Below are 15,732 nucleotides of genomic sequence, written 5' to 3'. Positions count from 1 at the left end.
GCGTGCAGCCGATGAGGATCGGCGAGTACGCGCCCGCGTAAGGCATGAAAGGGATCAGCGCACCGAAGGCCACATTGGGGCGCTGGCCGGTGGCCAACAGGAACGGTCAGGAACGCTGGTACACGGTGACGTCGTCGATGTCGGCCTTCGAGCGGTCCTTCAGGAAGATCACGCACAGGATCGTGACCACCGCCGACAGGATGATGTAGCCCGAAATCGAGTACGGCGTCCCCGTCGTGTGCAGCAGCCACGTCGCCAGCAGTGGCGCCGGCCCGCCCGCGAACACCGAGGCCAGCTGGTAGCCCAGCCCCGCGCCGCCGTAGCGCAGGTGCGTCGGGAAGCTCTCGCCGATCAGTGCCGCCTGGGGGCCGTACTGCAGCGCGTGCGGGATGAACGACACGACGACCGCGACGAACACCAGCGCGTGGTTGCCGTGCGCCAGGATCGTGAAGTACGGGAACGCGATCACGCCGGTGAACACCGCCCCGGCCAGGTACACCCGCTTGCGGCCGATGCGGTCCGACAGCGTCGAGAAGAACGGGATCATCGCCAGCTCGCACGCGGCGCCGACGAGGACCGCGTTGAGCACGAACGTCTTGCTGAACTCGTGCCGCGACACGACGTAGATCAGCACGTAGCTGGTGAACAGGTAGAACGGCATCTGCTCGCTGAACCGCACGCCGGACGAGAGCAGGATCTCGCGCCAGTGCTGACGGATCGCGTCGAGCACCGGTGTCTTCGCCGTCTGCCCGCTCTTGACGAGCTTGGCGAACATCGGCGTCTCGAGGATCTTCAGCCGGATCACCAGGCCGACCGCGACGAGGACCAGGCTCGCCAGGAACGGCAGCCGCCAGCCCCAGGAGTCGAAGTCCTCGGGGGAGAGGGTCGCCGAGAGCAGCGTCATCCCGCCGGTGCCGAGCACCAGCCCGACCGGCACGCCGATCTGCGCGAAGCTGCCGAGCAGCCCGCGTTTCTTCTGGTCGCCCCACTCCATCGCGAGCAGCACCGACCCGCTCCACTCACCGCCGATCGCGATGCCCTGGACCAGCCGCAGCAGCACCAGGAGCAGCGGTGCCGCGAACCCGATCGCCGCCGTGCCGGGCAGCATCCCGACGATGCCGGAGGAGATGCCCATCAGCAGCAGCGTGACGATCAGCGTCGTCTTGCGGCCGATCCGGTCGCCCCAGTGCCCGAAGATCGCGGCCCCGACCGGGCGCGCGGCGAAGCCGACCGCGTAGGTCGCGAAGGACTGCATCGCGCCCGCGTAGGCGCTCGACGCGGGGAAGAACAGGTGCGGGAAGACCAAGGCCGCCGCGGTGTTGTAGAGGAAGAAGTCGTACCACTCGATGGTCGTGCCGATCGCGCTCGCCAGCGCCGCACGCCGTACCTGTACTTTCCCGGACTTGCTGTCCGGTTCCACCTTGTGAGTGACTCCGTTGTCGCCCAAGACCATCTCGCAACACCTCCGGTGACTGATGTCACACAACAGTGTGACGCTCGTCGACGGTTTCGGCGATCGATGACCGATAACTAGTCCGGTCGGTGATGAACAAAGTGCAGGATCTGCAACTTTGCAGAATCTGCAAGTTCGGCTACCATGAAGCCATGGACGACCGAGGGCTGCGTGAGCGCAAGAAGCAGGAGACGCGGATCGCGCTGAGCTGGGCCGCCATCCGGCTGACCGTCGAACGCGGCTACGCCCACGTCCGGATCGAAGACATCGCCGCCGAAGCCGGGGTGTCCACCCGGACCTTCAGCAACTACTTCGGCACCAAGGGCGAGGCCATCGTGGCCCGCCACCACGACCGGGCCCGCGCGATCGCCGCGGCCCTGCGGGAGCGGCCGGCCGGCGAGCCGATCTGGGAGGCCGTCACCGCGGCCGCCCTCGCCGGGTTCGCCCTCGGCCAGCCGGTGACCGAAGGGCGGGCCCCCGACCAGTCGTGGCTCGCCGGGATCCGGCTGATGGTCGAGGAACCCGCGCTGCAGGGCGAGTTCCACAAGGCCGGCGCGGCAGGCGAAGCCGAGATCGCCCGGGTCGTCGCCGAACGCACCGGGACCGACGCCGAGACGGACGTCTACCCGAAGCTCGTCGCGGGCGTCGTCGCGGCCGCGCTGAACGTCGTCACGCAGCAGTGGCTCGGGACCGAGCCGCCGCTACCGATGGAAGACCTGCTCCGGGACGTGTTCGGCCGGCTCGCCGCCGGCCTGCCCGAACCGCATTGACCCCCTCCGCTCCACGCCCGGCAGGGTCGCCGGGCTTGTTCGTCATGCCCTTTCACCGCAAGGAGTTCCGCCATGGAAGACGTCGTCATCGCCGGGGCCGGTCCCAACGGCCTCATGCTCGCCTGCGAGCTCGCCCTCGCCGGCATCCGCCCGCTCGTGCTGGAACAGCTGCCCGAGCCGACCGAGGAGAACCGCGCCAACGGCCTGGTCGGCCAGGTCGTGCGCCTGCTCGACCGCCGTGGGCTGCACGACCGCCTCGCCGGCCCGATCGGCCCGCCCGCTCCCGCGTTCGTCTTCGGGGCGATGCGCCTGGACCTGACCCTTCCCGAGCACAACTCGCTGCACGTCCTCGGCGTGCCGCAGCGGCGCGTCGCGGCGATGCTCGCCGAACGCGCGGCGGAGCTCGGCGTCGAGATCCGCTACGGCCACGAGCTCACCGGCCTGACCCAGGACGCCGACGCCGTCACCCTCGACGTCGCCGGCCCCGAAGGGCTGGGCCGGCTCACCACCCGGTACCTCGTCGGCGCCGACGGCGGGCGCAGCGTCACGCGCAAGCTCACCGGCATCGGCTTCCCCGGCGTCACCGACGATCGCACCCTTTCCCTCACCTCGAACGCCACCGTCCCGGCGGAATTCGTCGACGCCGCGTCCGGTGGGCTGAGCGTGCCCGGCCACGGCGTCATCCCGCCGTTCTTCCACTACCGCACCGAAACCGGACTCTTCGTCTACGCGCCGTTCCCGAACCGGACCCTCGTCACCACAATGGAATGGACCGACGACGAGGAAAGCGGCGACGAGCCCCCGATGACCCTCGACGACCAGCGCGCGAGCATCGAGCGCGTGCTCGGCTTCGCCCTGCCGATCGGGCCGCCCGAGGGCGACGGGCCGCACCTGCTGCGGCGGCTGCGCGGGCGCAACACCCGGCTGGCCGACCGGTTCCGCGACGGCCGGGTGCTGCTGGTCGGCGACGCGGCGCACGTCCACTCCGCGATCGGCGGGCCGGGCCTGAACCTCGGCCTGCAGGACGCGGTCGCCCTCGGCTGGAAGCTCGCCGCCGACCTGCACGGCTGGGCGCCGGCCGGGCTGCTCGACACCTACGAGAGCGAACGCCGGCCGATCGCCGAGCGCGTCGTCATGCACACCCAAGCCCAGTCGGCGCTGATCGCACCGGGTCGTGACGTCACGGCGCTGCGGGAGCTCTTCGGCGAGCTGCTGCGGCTGCCGAGCACCGTGCAGCACATCGCCGACCTGATGTCCGGCGCGGACGTCCGGTACGAGCCGGGCACCGACCACCCGCTCGACGGCCGGTGGGCCCCCGACCTCGTGCTGGCCGACGGAACCCGGCTCGCCGAGCTGACCCGCACGGCCCGGCCGCTGCTGCTGGACTTCACCGGCTCCCTCGGCGACGAACTGAGCGGCTGGACCGACCGCGTCGACCTGGTCGGGGGTGCGGCGGACGTCGACGCGACCGCGTTGCTCCTCCGCCCCGACGGGTACGTCGCCTGGGCGACCAGCTCGGCCGAGCCCGACGACACCGAGCGGAAGGCGCTGCGCTCGGCGCTCGAACGGTGGTTCGGCAGCCCCGTTGACATGTAGGATATCTCCTACGTAAGGTCGCGGGCATGACGATCACCCACGTGCAGTTCCTGACCCTGCCCGTCGCCGACCACGCCCGCGCGCGGGACTTCTACGTCGGCAAGCTCGGCTTCGAAGCGCTCGTCGACCGCCGCACGCCCGAAGGTGGCCGGTTCGTGATGGTCGCCCCGAAGGGTGCCCAGACGGGCGTGGTGCTGACCGACCAGCAGGTCACCGGAATCGAGCCGGGTCCGCGGCACTTCCAGCTGCAGACCACCGACCTCGACGCCGACGTCGCCGCACTGCGGGCCGGCGGCGTCGAGGTGGCCGACCCGGACGAGCGGCCGTGGGGGCGCGCGACGTCCTTCAAGGACCTCGACGGCCACACCCTCGGCCTGCTCGAACCGTCGGACTTCGGCACCGTGCCGAACTGATGCCGGTCAACGACGACGTCTTCGCCGCGCTCGCCAGCCCGGCGCGGCGGGAGGTCCTGCGGCTGCTGCTGGACGGTCCGATGCCGGCGGGTGCGATCGCCGAACGGTTCGAGATGGCCCGGCCCAGCCTGTCGGAACACCTTCGGGTGCTTCGGGAGGCGGGCCTGGTCACCGAGCAGCGGCAGGGCCGCAACCGCGTCTACCGTCTCGACGCGGCCCCGCTCGAAGAGGTCGCCGACTGGCTCACGCCCTACGAGCGGTTCTGGCGGAGCAAGCTCGCCAACCTGCGTGACCTGCTCGACGAAGAGGACGACCTGTGACCGACGACGACCCGACCGCGATCCACGTCGACCAGTTCCTCGCCCACCCGGCCCGCAAGGTCTGGCGCGCGCTGACCGAGCCGGACCTCCTGCAACGCTGGATCAACATGCCCAACGACATCAGACCCGTGGTGGGACACCGGTTCCAGCTGCTGGCCGAACCGGTGCCGGCGGCCGGGTTCGCCGGCGGGCCGGTGGCGTGCGAGGTCCTGGAGGTCGAGCCCGAACGCAAGCTCAGCATCCGGTGGGGTCCGAGGTGGACGGTCACCTGGCGGCTGGAACCGGAGGGCACCGGTACCCGGCTCTTCCTCAGCCACGAGGGGTTCGACCCGGACGACGAGTTCGAGCGCGTCTCCCGGCGCATCATGGGCGGCGGCTGGCGCTCCCACGTGCCGCGCGCACTGGCCCGGCTGCTGGACGCCCTACCGGAGCAGGCCCCGTTACGATCGGGAGGTGACCGCTGACCCCGCCGAGACGAAGCCCCTGCGCGCCGACGCCCGGCGCAACCGGGCGCGCGTGCTGGAAGCGGCCGAGAGCGTGTTCGCCGCCAAAGGCACCGGGGCGCCCACCGAAGAGGTCGCCCGCGTCGCCGGCGTCGGCATCGGCACGGTGTTCCGGCACTTCCCGACGAAGGAAGCCCTCCTCGAGGCCGTGCTGATCGCCCGGCTGCACCGGTTCGCCGACGAGGCCGAAGCCGTCGCGGCGGCCGGCTCCGCGGACCCGGGCGCCACGTTCTTCACCTTCCTCGCCGGCTGGATCGAGATGTCCAGCGCGAAGAACGCCTACTTCGAGGCGCTCACCGCCGCCGGGGTGACCGTGCCGAAGGAGAAGTCCGAGATCGGCGCCCGGCTGCTCGACGCGCTCGGGGTGCTCCTGTCCCGGGCCCAGGCCGCCGGTGCGGTCCGCGAGGACCTCGTCCCGGGTGAGCTGATCACGATCATCATCGGCGTCGCGAAGGCCGCCGAGTACGCCGGCCCGGACGCACGCCTGCGCGACCGGGCCGTCTCGATCCTCTTCGACGGCCTCCGCCCGTCAGCGGGGCAGCGGCGCTGAGCCCACCGGCTCCAGCGTCGGGCGCTTCGCGCTGAGCGTGTCCCCGGAGGATTCGCCCTTCACCCGCCGCCGGACCCACGGCAGCGCGTGCTCCCGCGCCCACTGCAGGTTCTCGCTGCGGCGCGCGGCCGGGCTCAGCACCGCGCGCGGCGCCAGCTCCGGGCTGAGCAACGGGTGCTCGACCCCGAGGACCCGCAGCACCTCGATGGCGACCTCGGTGTGCCCGAGCGCGTTGAGGTGCAGGCGGTCCGGCGCCCAGAACCGGCGGTCGCACAGCTGCCGCATCGACCACAGGTCCACCAGCAGCGCGTCGTGGCGGGCCGCGATGCCGCGCACGAGCTCGTTGTAGATCGCCACCCGGCCGCGGATCGTGCGGAACAGCGGGTCCTCGACGCCGTCGACCCCGGTGAACAGGATGAGGCGGGCGCCGGTCGCGCGGATCCGGGCGACGGCGGTTTCGTAGTCCACCAGCAGCGCGTCGATGTCGACTTTGGGCCGCATGAGGTCGTTGCCGCCGGCGTAGAGGGAGACGAGGTCGGGGTCCATCGCGAGCCCCGGCTCGAGCTGCTCGCCCAGCACCTGCGGCAGCAGCTTGCCGCGGATGGCGAGGTTGGCGTAGCGGAAGCCCGGCTCGCGGGCGGCGAGCTGTTCGGCGACGCGGTCGGCCCAGCCCCGCACGCCGTTCGGGGAGGCGGGGTCGTCGTCTCCGACGCCCTCGGTGAACGAGTCCCCCATGACCACTAAGCGCTTGCTCATGTCTGCGATTCTAAGCAGGCGCCCGCCGGAAGGATCACGCCCATGGGACTCACGACGACACCACTGCTCGAGATCGCCTACGAAGAGGCGGGTTCACCGGACGGGGTGCCGGTGGTGCTGCTGCACGGCTTCCCGTACGACGTCCGGTGCTACGACGAGGTCGCCGCCCGGCTCACCGGCGCCCGAGTGCTCGTGCCGTACCTGCGCGGGTTCGGCGGCACGCGCTTCCGGTCCGCGGACACGCCTCGCTCCGGCCAGCAGGCGGCGCTCGCCCAGGACCTGCTCGACTTCCTGGACGCGCTCGGGATCGACCGGGCGGTGGTCGCGGGTTACGACTGGGGCGGCCGCGCGGCCTGTCTCGCGGCGGCGCTGTGGCCTTCGCGGATCCGTGGGCTGGTGTCGGTCGACGGGTACAACGTCCAGCACCTCGCTTCGGCGGCCGAGCCGACCCGGCCGGAGTGGGAGCGGACCTACTGGTACCAGTACTACTTCCACTCCGAGCGCGGCCGCCGCGGCCTGGAGCGCAACCGCGAGGAGCTGTGCGAGCTGCTGTGGCGCACGTGGTCCCCGACCTGGGCGGGCGCGGCCTCGGCGTTCCCCGCGAGCGCGCCGAGCCTGCACAACCCGGACTTCGTCGACGTGGTGATCCACTCCTACCGCCACCGTTTCGGCCTGGCCGCGGGAGACCCGCGTTACGACGGGCTGGAGGGGCTGATCGCCGCGGAGCCGCCGATCGCCGTGCCGACGGTGGTGCTGGAGGGCGACGCCGACGGCATCGGCGGCCCGAGCGCGGCCGGGGATCGGGAGTACTTCACCGGGCCGTACGAGCATCGGATGCTGCCGGGTGTCGGGCACAACGCGCCGCAGGAAGCGCCGGCGGAGTTCGCGGATGCCGTGCTGGCGGTGATCCGGGATTCCGCCTGACGCGGAAAACCTGGCGAGAAAGCTTCGCCGCACCTGTCGAATCCGGCCTTCCCCGGTTGACGTCTTGGCAAGAGGTCATCGAGGAGGCAGCCATGACGAAAGAGTTCGAGGTCGGGTTCGAGGGCACGCTGGCGGGAACGCCGGAACAGTGCTGGCGCGCCGTCACCGTCGAGGCCGGGAGCTGGTCGTGGCCCATCTCCTACGAGCCGCGGGTCGGCGGCCGCGAAACCGGGCTGACCTTTTACGGCGGCGAGGTCACCGCCTGGCAGCCCGGTGCGCACTTCGCGACGAGGTGCGAGAAGGACGGCTGGTTCAACGAACTCGACTACACCTTCGAACCCCGCGGCGACGCCACGCACCTGAAGTTCGTGCACCGCGGTGTCTTCCTCGAGGACTGGGACACCAACTACGACGCCTGCCGCAAGCACACGGCGTTCTACTACCACTCGCTCGGGGAGTATCTCGCGCACTTCCCCGGCCGCAGCGCCACCTACGCGATGACCGAGGCGCCCGAGTCGTCCGCCCGGCCCGACGGCTTCGCCAAGCTGAAGAAAGCGCTCGGTGTCCCGGACGACGTCCAAGCCGGGGATCGGCTGGCCGTCCGGGGCGAGGACGGCGTCGTGGACTACGTCACGCCGGAGTTCCTCGGCGTCCGGACGGCGGACGCGCTCTACCGCTTCTACGGCCGCAACGCCTTCGGCTGGCCGATCGGCGTCGGACGGCACCACTTCGCCGAGGTCGACGTCGATGCCGAAGGCTGGGAGGCGTGGCTGGCCGAGGTCTTCGGCTAGGCCGTGAGCTGCCGGGCCCGGTGGTCGGCGACGTGCACGCGGGTCGCGCAGCGCGTCGAGCAGAACCGGCGGCGGCCGTTGCGCGAGGTGTCGACGTACGCCGTTTCGCAGCCTTCGCGGCTACAGATGCCGAGGCGGTCCGGGGCCTCGCACACGAGGTGGGCGAGGCCGCCCGCGGTGTAGGCGCGCACGCGCCCGACCGGGCCGGCGTCTTCGGCCGAGTAGTGCAGGTGGGGCGGTTTGCCGTCGTGGGTGGTGATGGACGGCCGGCACGCCGCCCGGGACAGCAGGTCGTTCACCAGATCCGGACGCGCCGACGGGTCGGCGGCGAACACCGGCCGCAGCCGGTGGGCCCACTCGGCGATGCGCGTGGCTTCGTCGTCGGTCAGCGCCGCGATGGACATGCCGTTGCGGACCATCCCGTCGAGCAGTTCGCTCGCGGACCCCGCGTTCACCAGGTCGGCGGCGACGAGCGCGGCCGGACCGCCGTAAGGGTTGAAGTGCATAAAGCCATTACACCACGATGGCGGTATGGATGAAACCCGTTGCCCCCGCTGCGGCTGGCCGATCGCCGAACTGCCGGCGACCGAGGCCCGGCCCGCCACCCATCGGCTCGACTACGTGCGCTGCGTCTGCGGCAGCTGGCTCGCCCGCTTCGACGGCGAGGTCGTCGGCGCCACGCGGGCGCGGCTGACCGGATGACTCAGAGGTCGAGCACGCCCGCCGCGTTGTCGTTCCACTGGTCGACCCGGCGGATGTACTCGTACAGCGCGCGGCTGCCACGCACCCAGCGCCCCTGGTCGGCGATCGCGAGGTCGTCGGCTCCGGCCCGGCGGGCCTCGGTGGCGAACCCGGAGCGCAGGGAGTGCCCGGTCACCGGGTACGGCAGGCCCGCGCGGACGCCGGCCCGGGTGAGGATCTGGTTGACGCCGGTCGTGCTCAGCGCGGGCTCGCCGACGTTGCCGTGCCGGTCGACCCGCCGGAACGCCGGCCCTTCGGTGATCCCGGCCCCCGAGCGCCACGCGTGCCACGCCCGCACCGGGTCGGTGTCGGGGTTCTCGCGCCGCGGGACAACCATGTCGCCGGTGCTCTTGCCGTGCCGCACGGTCACCGCCAGGCCCCGGTCGTCGACCGGTTCGACGTCGGTGACCAGCAGGTTCGCCAGGTCGGAGCACCGGGCGGCGATGGGGAAGCCGATCAGGAGCATCGCGCGGTCGCGGGTGCCGGCCAGGGTGTCCGGGCAGGCTCGTGACATCGCCCGCAGGTCGGTGAGGGTGACCATGGTGGCCTTGCCGCGGCCGCGCTGGATCCCCTCGCGGGCCAGCCGCTGCCGGTAGCCCTTCAGCGCTCGCCACGCGGCGCGGCTCGCTTCGGGGTCGACGACGACCTTGTGGTGCCGCAGCCCGGCGAGCGCGCCGGTGAGCCGCCGCTCGATCGTCGACGGCGCTGCCGGGGCGGCTTGTTCCGGCACCTCCGGTACGACGCGTTCGTCCGGCCGCAGGGTCCGGCCGCGTTCGAGCCAGACGACGAACCCGGTCAGGGCGCCGATGGACGCCGCCAGCGGCGGGATCCCGGCTTCGGCGGTGTAGTCCTGCCACACCTGCCAGTCCTGGGCGTAGGCCTTGAGCGTGTTCGGCGGCCGTTGCCCGTCGACGTGCCGGGCGGCGGCCTCGTCGAGCAGGGCGAGCCGGTCTTGCGGGCTCGCCGCGGCGAGGGCGGCGTCGGTCACCGGTTCGAGCTCGGGCACGCGCCGAGGTTACGGGAAGTAGGTACTTTCTCCGGTGAGGCGTGTCGATCCGGCCGGGCGCCGTTCGTGTGAAGGGCGAGACAGCGAAAGGAGCCGACGTGAAGCAGTACCTGCTCAGCATCTACCAGCCCGACGGGCCCACGCCGCCGCCGGAGGTGCTCGACGGCGTGATGAAGAAGCTCGACACCCTGAACGCCGACCTCAAAGCGGCCGGGGCCTGGGTGTTCGCCGGTGGGCTGCACCCGCCGTCCAGCGCCACCGTGCTGCGGGCCGGTGACGGCGACACGCTCGTCACCGACGGCCCGTTCGCCGAAGGCAAGGAACACCTCGGCGGGTTCACGATCATCACCGCGCCCGACCTCGACGCCGCGCTGGCCTGGGGCAGCCGGCTCGCCGACGCCGTCGCGCCGCTGCCGGTCGAGGTGCGGCCGTTCAGCGGATGAGCGTCGAGGACGTCTTCACCGCGGAGTACGGCCGCGCGGTGTCGGTGCTGGTGCGGGTCTTCGGGAGCATCGACGTCGCCGAGGAAGCCGTGCAGGACGCGTTCGCCGAGGCGGTCAAGCGGTGGCCGGACACCGGGGTGCCGCCGAGCCCGGCCGGCTGGATCATCACCACCGCCCGCAACCGCGCCATCGACCGCCTGCGCCGGGAGGCCGCCCGGGACGACAAGCACGCCCAGGCCGCTCTGTTGCGTGCCGAAACCGAGCCTGTGGAGGAGGGCGCCGTGCCCGACGAACGGCTCCGGCTGATCTTCACCTGCTGCCACCCCGCACTGGCCCGGCCCACCCAGGTCGCGCTGACCCTGCGGCTGCTCGGCGGCCTGACCACGACGGAGATCGCCGGCGCGTTCCTGGTGGCCGAGCCCACGATGGCCCAGCGGATCGTCCGGGCGAAGAACAAGATCCGCGACGCGGGCATCCCGTACCGCGTCCCGCAGGACGCCGACCTGCCCGCGCGGCTGTCCGCGGTGCTCGGCGTGCTGTACCTGATCTTCAACGAGGGCTACACAGCGAGCGCGGGGGAGGACCTGGTCCGCGACGACCTGTGCCGCGAAGCGATCCGGCTCGCCCGCGTCCTGGCCGGGCTGATGCCCGACGAGCCGGAGGTGTGGGGCCTGCTGGCGCTGATGCTCCTGATCGACTCCCGCCGCGCGGCCCGCACTCGGGCGGACGGCTCGGTGGTGCTGCTCGCCGAGCAGGACCCCGCCGGGTGGGACGCGGAGCTGGTCGCCGAGGGCCAGGAGATCGTCCGCCGGTGCCTGCGCCGCAACCAGCCGGGCCCGTACCAGATCCAGGCGGCGATCCAGGCCGTCCACAGCGACGCGCCCACGGACTGGTCCCAGGTCAAGGCGTTGTACGACCAGCTGCTGGCGGCGACGCCGACGCCGGTGGTGGCGCTGAACCGGGCGGTGGCGGTCGCCGAGGTCGAGGGTCCCGGTGCCGCGTTGGCGCTGGTCGAGGGCTTGGAGCTGGCGCGGTTCCCGCTGTACCACGCGATCCGCGCGGACCTGCTGGATCGGGTGGGCAGGCGCGGGGAAGCGGTGGCGGCTTACACGACAGCGATCGAGCTGACCCACAACTCGGCCGAGCGGTCCCTCCTAGAGCGGAAGCGCACCGCAGCGTCAACTCTGGGTTGACATCAGGGGGGGCCTAGTTTTTCGAGGCCCCAAATCTGCCTCTCATCGCACCCTCGGTCATCTGGCCTGTTCTGGGTTCGGATATGTGACCTTATCCAAATCCAGAGCGTCCTCAAGCTATCTATTAATTTAGAACAGCTGCTTATAGTTCTGATTAGAAGCTTTGATAGACTCTCAATCATGACGGAAGACGCTGGTCAGGCGCGGATTTGTGAGTACCGGCGTTGTGGGGCGCCGCTGCCGCCGGCTGTGGGGCGGGGGAGCCGGGCTCGGTTCTGTCAGGACGGGAAGACCTGGGGCCGGCGGAACCTCTCCTGCCGCGACGCCGAGGCCGTCCTGTCGGACGCCGAGTCGCTGCGGGAGAGCGACACCGCGCTGGACGACACCGCCGTCACCGCGCTCGCCGGGCAGGTCGACCGCGTGCTCGAGCCCGCGCGAGGGCTCGTCGAGACGCTCACGACCCTGCGTCAGCAGCTGGAAGCCGCCACCGCCACCGCGCTCGCCGAACGGGACGCCGCTTTGGCCGAGGCCGACGACCACCGGCGGCAGCGGGGGCTCGCCGAAGCCGACGCCGCCCAAGCGCGCGACAGTGCCGATGAGGCCGCACGGACCGCGGCCGACGCCGAGAAGGCGATGGCCGCGGCTTTGCGGGAGCGGGACGAGGACCGCGCCGCCCGGCGGGCCGCGCTGCAGGAGCAGCAGCGTGCCGAAGGACAGCTGGCCGCGGTGCGGGACGAACTCGGGCGGGTCGCCGAGCGGGCCGACGCCACCGCCGCCCTGGCCGGTGAGCGCGCCGCCGTGATCGCCACCCTGACCGCTGAACTGACGGCCGTACGAGAGGTCCTCGACGAAGAACGTGGCCGCAGCCAGGCCGCCACCTCGCGCGCCGAAGCGGCGGAACTCCGTGCCGAGACGACGACCCAGCGTCTCGACGCGGCCGAAGCCCGTGCCGGCGTGGCCCGCGAGGAACTGACCAAGGCAGCTACTGCCCACCAGGCCGCCGAGGAACGGGCCAGGTCGGATGCCGATCGCGCGCGAACCGAGTCCGATCGGCGGCTGGCCGCGGCGCAGGCCGCCCACGAGCAAACCGTCCGGTCCATGCACGAGACCACCACGAACCTCGGCACTGAACTCCGCACGTGCACCGGTCGCGCCGACAACGCCGAGCGTGCGCTGGTCAGAGCCCTCGCCGTCCTGCGGGAGGCGGACGTGAACCTGCCGGACGACGTGGCGGCAATGCTTAAGTAGTTACTTGACTATCAGCGAGCGCGGGCATAACTTAAGTACATGCTTGACCATGAGCTGGACCTGGTGTTCCGCGCCCTGGGTGACCGGACGCGGCGGGCGCTGGTGGAGCGGCTCGTGCGCGGGCCGGCGTCGGTCAGTGAGCTCGCCGAGCCGCTGACCATGTCGCTCGCCGCCGTGGTGCAGCACCTTCAGGTGCTCGAATCCGCCGGGATCGTGCGGTCGGAGAAGGTCGGCCGCGTGCGGACCTGCCGGATCGAGCCGGAGATGCTGCGCGCCGGCGAGCACTGGCTGGGCGGTCAGCGCACCACGTGGGAAAGCAGGCTCGACCGGCTCGGCGACGTCCTCGCCGAGCCGCCAGGCACGTCCGAAGGGAGCACGACATGACCGTCACGCACGCCACCTTCACGCTGGAACGCACCTACCCCGTTCCCCCGGCTCGCGTGTTCGCCGCGTGGGCGGACCAGGCCGCCAAGGGGCGCTGGTTCGTCCCCGACGGGACGCACGAGCTGGACTTCCGCGTCGGCGGCCGGGAAACCGTCGGCGCCACGGGCTCGGACGGTACGGCGCTGGCCGTCACCTCGACCTACCACGACATCGTGCCCGAGCAGCGCATCGTCTACTCCTCGACGCTGAGCGGCGGCAAGGTGCTCGCCACGGTCTCGGTCACCACGGTCGAACTGGTCGCCGAAGGCGAGGGCACCCGCCTGGTCCTGACCGAGCAGGGCACGTTCCTCGACGGCGCCGAAGAACCGGCGTGGCGCGAGCGGGGCACGGGTGACTGGCTCGACCGGCTGGGCGAGGCGCTGAAATGACCCCCGAACTGCTCGTCGAAGCCCGCGTCGCGGCCGTGGCGGCGAAGGACGTCGAGACGCTGGTGGCCCAGTACGCCGAGGACGTCACGCTGTTCGACGCGCTCGGCCCGTTGCGCGACACCGGCCGGGACGTCGAACGCGCCCGGCTGCGGGAGTGGTTCGGGGCCTACCGCTCCACGATCGACCTGACGGTCCAGGACCTCGAGGTCGTCGCCGATGGCGATGTCGCGTTCGCGCACTACCTGTTCCAGGTCAAGGGCACGATGACCGACGGGACCGATGTGGACATGTGGGTGCGCTCCACCGTCGGGTTCCGTCGCGGCGAGGACGGCTGGAAGATCGTCCATGAGCACAGTTCGGTGCCGCTCACGCCGTCCGGTACCGCTGCGGGCTGACGCCGAATTCGCGTTTGAAGGCCGTGCTGAGGGCGAACGCGCTGCCGTAGCCGACCTGGTGGGCGACCGAACCGATCGTGGCGTCCGGTTGCTGGCGCAGCAGGTCCGCGGCGAGCGCGAGCCGCCAGCCGGTGAGGTAGGCCATCGGTGTCTCGCCCACCGTCGTGGCGAACCGCCGGGCCAGTGCGGCCCGGGAGACGCCGGTGTTGGCGGCGAGCTTGGCGACCGTCCACGGCTCGGCGGGCTGGTGCTGCAGCAACCGCAATGCCTGCCCGACGATCGGATCGTCGTGCGCGCGGTACCAGGCCGGCGCGCTCGTGTCGGGCCGGTCGAACCACGTGCGCAGCGCGGCGATCAGCAGCAGATCGAGCAGCCGGTCGAGGACGGCCTCCTGACCCGGCACGTCCCGGCCGATCTCCGTGGCGAGCAGCCCGACCAGCGGCGTCGGCCAGTCGGCCGCCCGCAGGACGATCAGCGTCGGCAGCGCGGCCAGGAGCTTCTTGCTGATCTCGCCTTCCATGCCGTACGTGCCGGTGAGCAGCACGACCGGGCCGCCGGTGCCCCACGTGCGCACGCCGAGGTCGGCGTACTCGGTGAGGTGCCCGCCATCGGGGGTGCGGCACTCCTGGCCGGGCAGGATCAGCGCCTGCGGCGGCGTCGACGGGTGGTCGGCGACCAGGTACGGGTCCGGGCCGCGGGCGATCGCGACGTCGCCTTCGCCCAGCAGGACGCTCTCGCCGTCGTCGAGGACGATCCACGCTTCGCCGCGCACGACCGACACCACGGTCAGCGGCGCCTGGTCTTCGATACGCAGTGACCACGGCGGGGTGAGCACCGAACGCAGCAGGAACGCGCCGTGGGCGCGGGGGCCGTCGAGGAGCGCGGCAAGTGGATCCATGCTGCCGAGTGTAGACGCTGAAACATGCGATCGAGGCTTTGAACTATGGAGAGTCTCACCGAACACCGGTTGACTCACTGCCATGACAACGAACTTCCTGGTGGTGGGCGGCACCGGCAAGACCGGGCGTCGCGTGGCGGATCGGCTGCGGGAACGCGGCCTGCCGGTGCGGACCACGTCGCGGCGCGGGGCGCCGCCGTTCGACTGGGGTGACCGCGAGACCTGGGCGCCGGTGCTCGAAGGCGTCAGCTCGGTTTACCTGACCTATTACCCCGACCTGGTGGTGCCCGAGGCGGCCGCTGACATCCGCGCGTTCACCGAGCTGGCGGTGGCGCACGGCATCGGGCACCTGGTGCTGCTGTCCGGCCGCGGCGAGGAGGAAGCCGAGGCGTGCGAACGGATCGTCGCCGACGCCGGCACCGGCTGGACGGTCCTGCGATGCAGCTGGTTCGCGCAGAACTTCAGCGAGCACTTCCTGCTCGACGCCGTGCGCGGCGGGGAGATCGCACTGCCGGCGGGCACGGTCACCGAACCGTTCGTCGACGTCCGCGACATCGCCGACGTCGCGGTGAAGGTGCTGACCGAGCCGGGCCACACGGGACAGCTGTACGAGCTGACCGGGCCGCGGCTGCTGAGCTTCGCCGACGCGGCCGCGGACATTTCGGCCGCGTCGGGGCGGGATGTCCGCTATGTTCCGGTTTCCGCGGAGGACTACGCCGCCACGGCGGTCGAGTACGGCGTGCCGGAAGAAGAGGCCGGGGCGCTGACCGAGCTGTTCGCCCGGGTGCTCGACGGCCGCAACGAGTCGATGACCCACGACGTCGAGCGGGTGCTGGGGCGGCCGGCGACGGACTTCGCCGGCTTCGCGCGGGACGCGGCGGCCACCGGGGTCTGGACGCGATGAAGGGGAAGGAGAGACC

Annotated in this window: 21 protein-coding genes; 16 read left to right on the top strand and 5 right to left on the bottom strand. The window is 71.8% G+C overall.

The features are described 5' to 3' along the window. Positions 1 to 106: 106 nt before the first annotated feature. Positions 107 to 1,453 (bottom strand): MFS transporter, encoded by a 1,347-nt coding sequence (locus AB0C38_RS41330; protein ID WP_360684070.1) that lies wholly within the window; start codon positions 1,451 to 1,453, stop codon positions 107 to 109. 152 nt (positions 1,454 to 1,605) lie between these two features. Between AB0C38_RS41330 and AB0C38_RS41325 the strand changes: the two genes are divergently transcribed. From AB0C38_RS41325 to AB0C38_RS41300, 6 genes are all read left to right on the top strand, one after another. Beyond that, positions 1,606 to 2,223 (top strand): TetR family transcriptional regulator, encoded by a 618-nt coding sequence (locus tag AB0C38_RS41325; protein WP_360684067.1) that lies wholly within the window; start codon positions 1,606 to 1,608, stop codon positions 2,221 to 2,223. Between the two features lie 72 nt (positions 2,224 to 2,295). After that, complete coding sequence (locus AB0C38_RS41320; RefSeq protein ID WP_360684064.1) at positions 2,296 to 3,819, top strand: FAD-dependent monooxygenase; 1,524 nt, start codon at positions 2,296 to 2,298, stop codon at positions 3,817 to 3,819. Positions 3,820 to 3,845: 26 nt separating this feature from the next. Further along, the gene (locus AB0C38_RS41315) at positions 3,846 to 4,232 is read left to right on the top strand and encodes a VOC family protein (protein ID WP_360684061.1); all 387 of its coding nucleotides are present in this window, start codon (positions 3,846 to 3,848) and stop codon (positions 4,230 to 4,232) included. Further along, on the top strand, positions 4,232 to 4,552 hold the full coding sequence (locus AB0C38_RS41310) for a metalloregulator ArsR/SmtB family transcription factor (protein ID WP_360684058.1): 321 nt from the start codon (positions 4,232 to 4,234) through the stop codon (positions 4,550 to 4,552). Before AB0C38_RS41315 ends, AB0C38_RS41310 begins: the two co-directional genes overlap by 1 nt. After that, positions 4,549 to 5,016: an SRPBCC domain-containing protein gene (locus AB0C38_RS41305; RefSeq protein ID WP_360684055.1), complete on the top strand. Its 468-nt coding sequence runs from the start codon at positions 4,549 to 4,551 to the stop codon at positions 5,014 to 5,016. Before AB0C38_RS41310 ends, AB0C38_RS41305 begins: the two co-directional genes overlap by 4 nt. Beyond that, entirely contained in the window at positions 5,006 to 5,605 is a 600-nt protein-coding gene (locus tag AB0C38_RS41300) for a TetR/AcrR family transcriptional regulator (RefSeq protein ID WP_360684052.1), read from the top strand. Before AB0C38_RS41305 ends, AB0C38_RS41300 begins: the two co-directional genes overlap by 11 nt. Here AB0C38_RS41300 and AB0C38_RS41295 read toward each other — a convergent pair. Then, positions 5,585 to 6,361, bottom strand: a complete 777-nt coding sequence (locus AB0C38_RS41295; RefSeq protein ID WP_360684049.1) for an SGNH/GDSL hydrolase family protein — start codon at positions 6,359 to 6,361, stop codon at positions 5,585 to 5,587. The genes AB0C38_RS41300 and AB0C38_RS41295 overlap by 21 nt on opposite strands. A 42-nt stretch (positions 6,362 to 6,403) precedes the next feature. Here AB0C38_RS41295 and AB0C38_RS41290 point away from each other — a divergent pair, with 42 nt between their 5' ends. Continuing rightward, positions 6,404 to 7,285, top strand: a complete 882-nt coding sequence (locus AB0C38_RS41290) for an alpha/beta hydrolase (protein WP_360684046.1) — start codon at positions 6,404 to 6,406, stop codon at positions 7,283 to 7,285. Positions 7,286 to 7,377: 92 nt separating this feature from the next. Beyond that, positions 7,378 to 8,076, top strand: coding sequence for an SRPBCC domain-containing protein (locus tag AB0C38_RS41285; RefSeq protein ID WP_360684043.1), 699 nt, complete (start codon positions 7,378 to 7,380; stop codon positions 8,074 to 8,076). Here the strand turns inward: AB0C38_RS41285 and AB0C38_RS41280 are convergent. Then, entirely contained in the window at positions 8,073 to 8,582 is a 510-nt protein-coding gene (locus AB0C38_RS41280) for a CGNR zinc finger domain-containing protein (protein ID WP_360684040.1), read from the bottom strand. The genes AB0C38_RS41285 and AB0C38_RS41280 overlap by 4 nt on opposite strands. Positions 8,583 to 8,607: 25 nt before the next feature. On the opposite strand from AB0C38_RS41280, the gene AB0C38_RS41275 reads away from it, so the two are divergent. Continuing rightward, positions 8,608 to 8,778: a hypothetical protein gene (locus AB0C38_RS41275; protein WP_360684037.1), complete on the top strand. Its 171-nt coding sequence runs from the start codon at positions 8,608 to 8,610 to the stop codon at positions 8,776 to 8,778. A 1-nt stretch (position 8,779) separates the two neighbouring features. Here AB0C38_RS41275 and AB0C38_RS41270 read toward each other — a convergent pair whose 3' ends face one another. Continuing rightward, positions 8,780 to 9,823, bottom strand: a complete 1,044-nt coding sequence (locus tag AB0C38_RS41270; RefSeq protein ID WP_360684034.1) for a site-specific integrase — start codon at positions 9,821 to 9,823, stop codon at positions 8,780 to 8,782. Between the two features lie 98 nt (positions 9,824 to 9,921). Here AB0C38_RS41270 and AB0C38_RS41265 point away from each other — a divergent pair, with 98 nt between their 5' ends. The 6 genes from AB0C38_RS41265 to AB0C38_RS41240 all read left to right on the top strand — a co-directional run bounded on the left by AB0C38_RS41265 (position 9,922) and on the right by AB0C38_RS41240 (position 13,914). Continuing rightward, positions 9,922 to 10,266, top strand: a complete 345-nt coding sequence (locus AB0C38_RS41265) for a YciI family protein (RefSeq protein WP_360684031.1) — start codon at positions 9,922 to 9,924, stop codon at positions 10,264 to 10,266. Further along, on the top strand, positions 10,263 to 11,459 hold the full coding sequence (locus AB0C38_RS41260) for an RNA polymerase sigma factor (RefSeq protein ID WP_360684028.1): 1,197 nt from the start codon (positions 10,263 to 10,265) through the stop codon (positions 11,457 to 11,459). The genes AB0C38_RS41265 and AB0C38_RS41260 overlap by 4 nt, the downstream gene beginning before the upstream one ends. 249 nt (positions 11,460 to 11,708) lie before the next feature. Further along, positions 11,709 to 12,707, top strand: coding sequence for a hypothetical protein (locus tag AB0C38_RS41255; protein ID WP_360684025.1), 999 nt, complete (start codon positions 11,709 to 11,711; stop codon positions 12,705 to 12,707). Positions 12,708 to 12,746: 39 nt separating this feature from the next. Next, positions 12,747 to 13,091, top strand: coding sequence for a metalloregulator ArsR/SmtB family transcription factor (locus AB0C38_RS41250; RefSeq protein WP_360684022.1), 345 nt, complete (start codon positions 12,747 to 12,749; stop codon positions 13,089 to 13,091). After that, positions 13,088 to 13,519 (top strand): SRPBCC family protein, encoded by a 432-nt coding sequence (locus AB0C38_RS41245; protein WP_360684019.1) that lies wholly within the window; start codon positions 13,088 to 13,090, stop codon positions 13,517 to 13,519. Before AB0C38_RS41250 ends, AB0C38_RS41245 begins: the two co-directional genes overlap by 4 nt. Next, positions 13,516 to 13,914, top strand: coding sequence for a nuclear transport factor 2 family protein (locus tag AB0C38_RS41240; protein WP_360684016.1), 399 nt, complete (start codon positions 13,516 to 13,518; stop codon positions 13,912 to 13,914). Before AB0C38_RS41245 ends, AB0C38_RS41240 begins: the two co-directional genes overlap by 4 nt. Here AB0C38_RS41240 and AB0C38_RS41235 read toward each other — a convergent pair. Further along, positions 13,886 to 14,812: an AraC family transcriptional regulator gene (locus tag AB0C38_RS41235; RefSeq protein ID WP_360684013.1), complete on the bottom strand. Its 927-nt coding sequence runs from the start codon at positions 14,810 to 14,812 to the stop codon at positions 13,886 to 13,888. The two genes, AB0C38_RS41240 and AB0C38_RS41235, sit on opposite strands and share 29 nt — an antisense overlap. An 82-nt stretch (positions 14,813 to 14,894) precedes the next feature. Here AB0C38_RS41235 and AB0C38_RS41230 point away from each other — a divergent pair, with 82 nt between their 5' ends. Continuing rightward, a complete protein-coding gene (locus tag AB0C38_RS41230; protein ID WP_360684010.1) occupies positions 14,895 to 15,716 on the top strand; it encodes an NmrA family transcriptional regulator in 822 nt (273 codons plus the stop codon). Positions 15,717 to 15,732 lie beyond the last annotated feature (16 nt).

This window comes from Amycolatopsis sp. NPDC048633 (assembly GCF_040650695.1).
Taxonomy (GTDB): Bacteria; Actinomycetota; Actinomycetes; order Mycobacteriales; family Pseudonocardiaceae; genus Amycolatopsis.
Note: the sequence above shows the minus strand (reverse complement) of the source record. Positions and strands in the feature narration are given on the sequence as shown.

Excerpts from the sequence above, each read along its gene's own strand:
- AB0C38_RS41330 (WP_360684070.1), bottom strand. The coding sequence starts at position 1,453 with ATGGTCTTGGGCGACAACGGAGTCACTCACAAGGTGGAACCGGACAGC.
- AB0C38_RS41325 (WP_360684067.1), top strand. The coding sequence starts at position 1,606 with ATGGACGACCGAGGGCTGCGTGAGCGCAAGAAGCAGGAGACGCGGATC.
- AB0C38_RS41320 (WP_360684064.1), top strand. The coding sequence starts at position 2,296 with ATGGAAGACGTCGTCATCGCCGGGGCCGGTCCCAACGGCCTCATGCTC.
- AB0C38_RS41315 (WP_360684061.1), top strand. The coding sequence starts at position 3,846 with ATGACGATCACCCACGTGCAGTTCCTGACCCTGCCCGTCGCCGACCAC.
- AB0C38_RS41310 (WP_360684058.1), top strand. The coding sequence starts at position 4,232 with ATGCCGGTCAACGACGACGTCTTCGCCGCGCTCGCCAGCCCGGCGCGG.
- AB0C38_RS41295 (WP_360684049.1), bottom strand. The coding sequence starts at position 6,361 with ATGAGCAAGCGCTTAGTGGTCATGGGGGACTCGTTCACCGAGGGCGTC.
- AB0C38_RS41290 (WP_360684046.1), top strand. The coding sequence starts at position 6,404 with ATGGGACTCACGACGACACCACTGCTCGAGATCGCCTACGAAGAGGCG.
- AB0C38_RS41285 (WP_360684043.1), top strand. The coding sequence starts at position 7,378 with ATGACGAAAGAGTTCGAGGTCGGGTTCGAGGGCACGCTGGCGGGAACG.
- AB0C38_RS41280 (WP_360684040.1), bottom strand. The coding sequence starts at position 8,582 with ATGCACTTCAACCCTTACGGCGGTCCGGCCGCGCTCGTCGCCGCCGAC.
- AB0C38_RS41275 (WP_360684037.1), top strand. The coding sequence starts at position 8,608 with ATGGATGAAACCCGTTGCCCCCGCTGCGGCTGGCCGATCGCCGAACTG.
- AB0C38_RS41260 (WP_360684028.1), top strand. The coding sequence starts at position 10,263 with ATGAGCGTCGAGGACGTCTTCACCGCGGAGTACGGCCGCGCGGTGTCG.
- AB0C38_RS41250 (WP_360684022.1), top strand. The coding sequence starts at position 12,747 with ATGCTTGACCATGAGCTGGACCTGGTGTTCCGCGCCCTGGGTGACCGG.
- AB0C38_RS41245 (WP_360684019.1), top strand. The coding sequence starts at position 13,088 with ATGACCGTCACGCACGCCACCTTCACGCTGGAACGCACCTACCCCGTT.
- AB0C38_RS41240 (WP_360684016.1), top strand. The coding sequence starts at position 13,516 with ATGACCCCCGAACTGCTCGTCGAAGCCCGCGTCGCGGCCGTGGCGGCG.
- AB0C38_RS41235 (WP_360684013.1), bottom strand. The coding sequence starts at position 14,812 with ATGGATCCACTTGCCGCGCTCCTCGACGGCCCCCGCGCCCACGGCGCG.
- AB0C38_RS41230 (WP_360684010.1), top strand. The coding sequence starts at position 14,895 with ATGACAACGAACTTCCTGGTGGTGGGCGGCACCGGCAAGACCGGGCGT.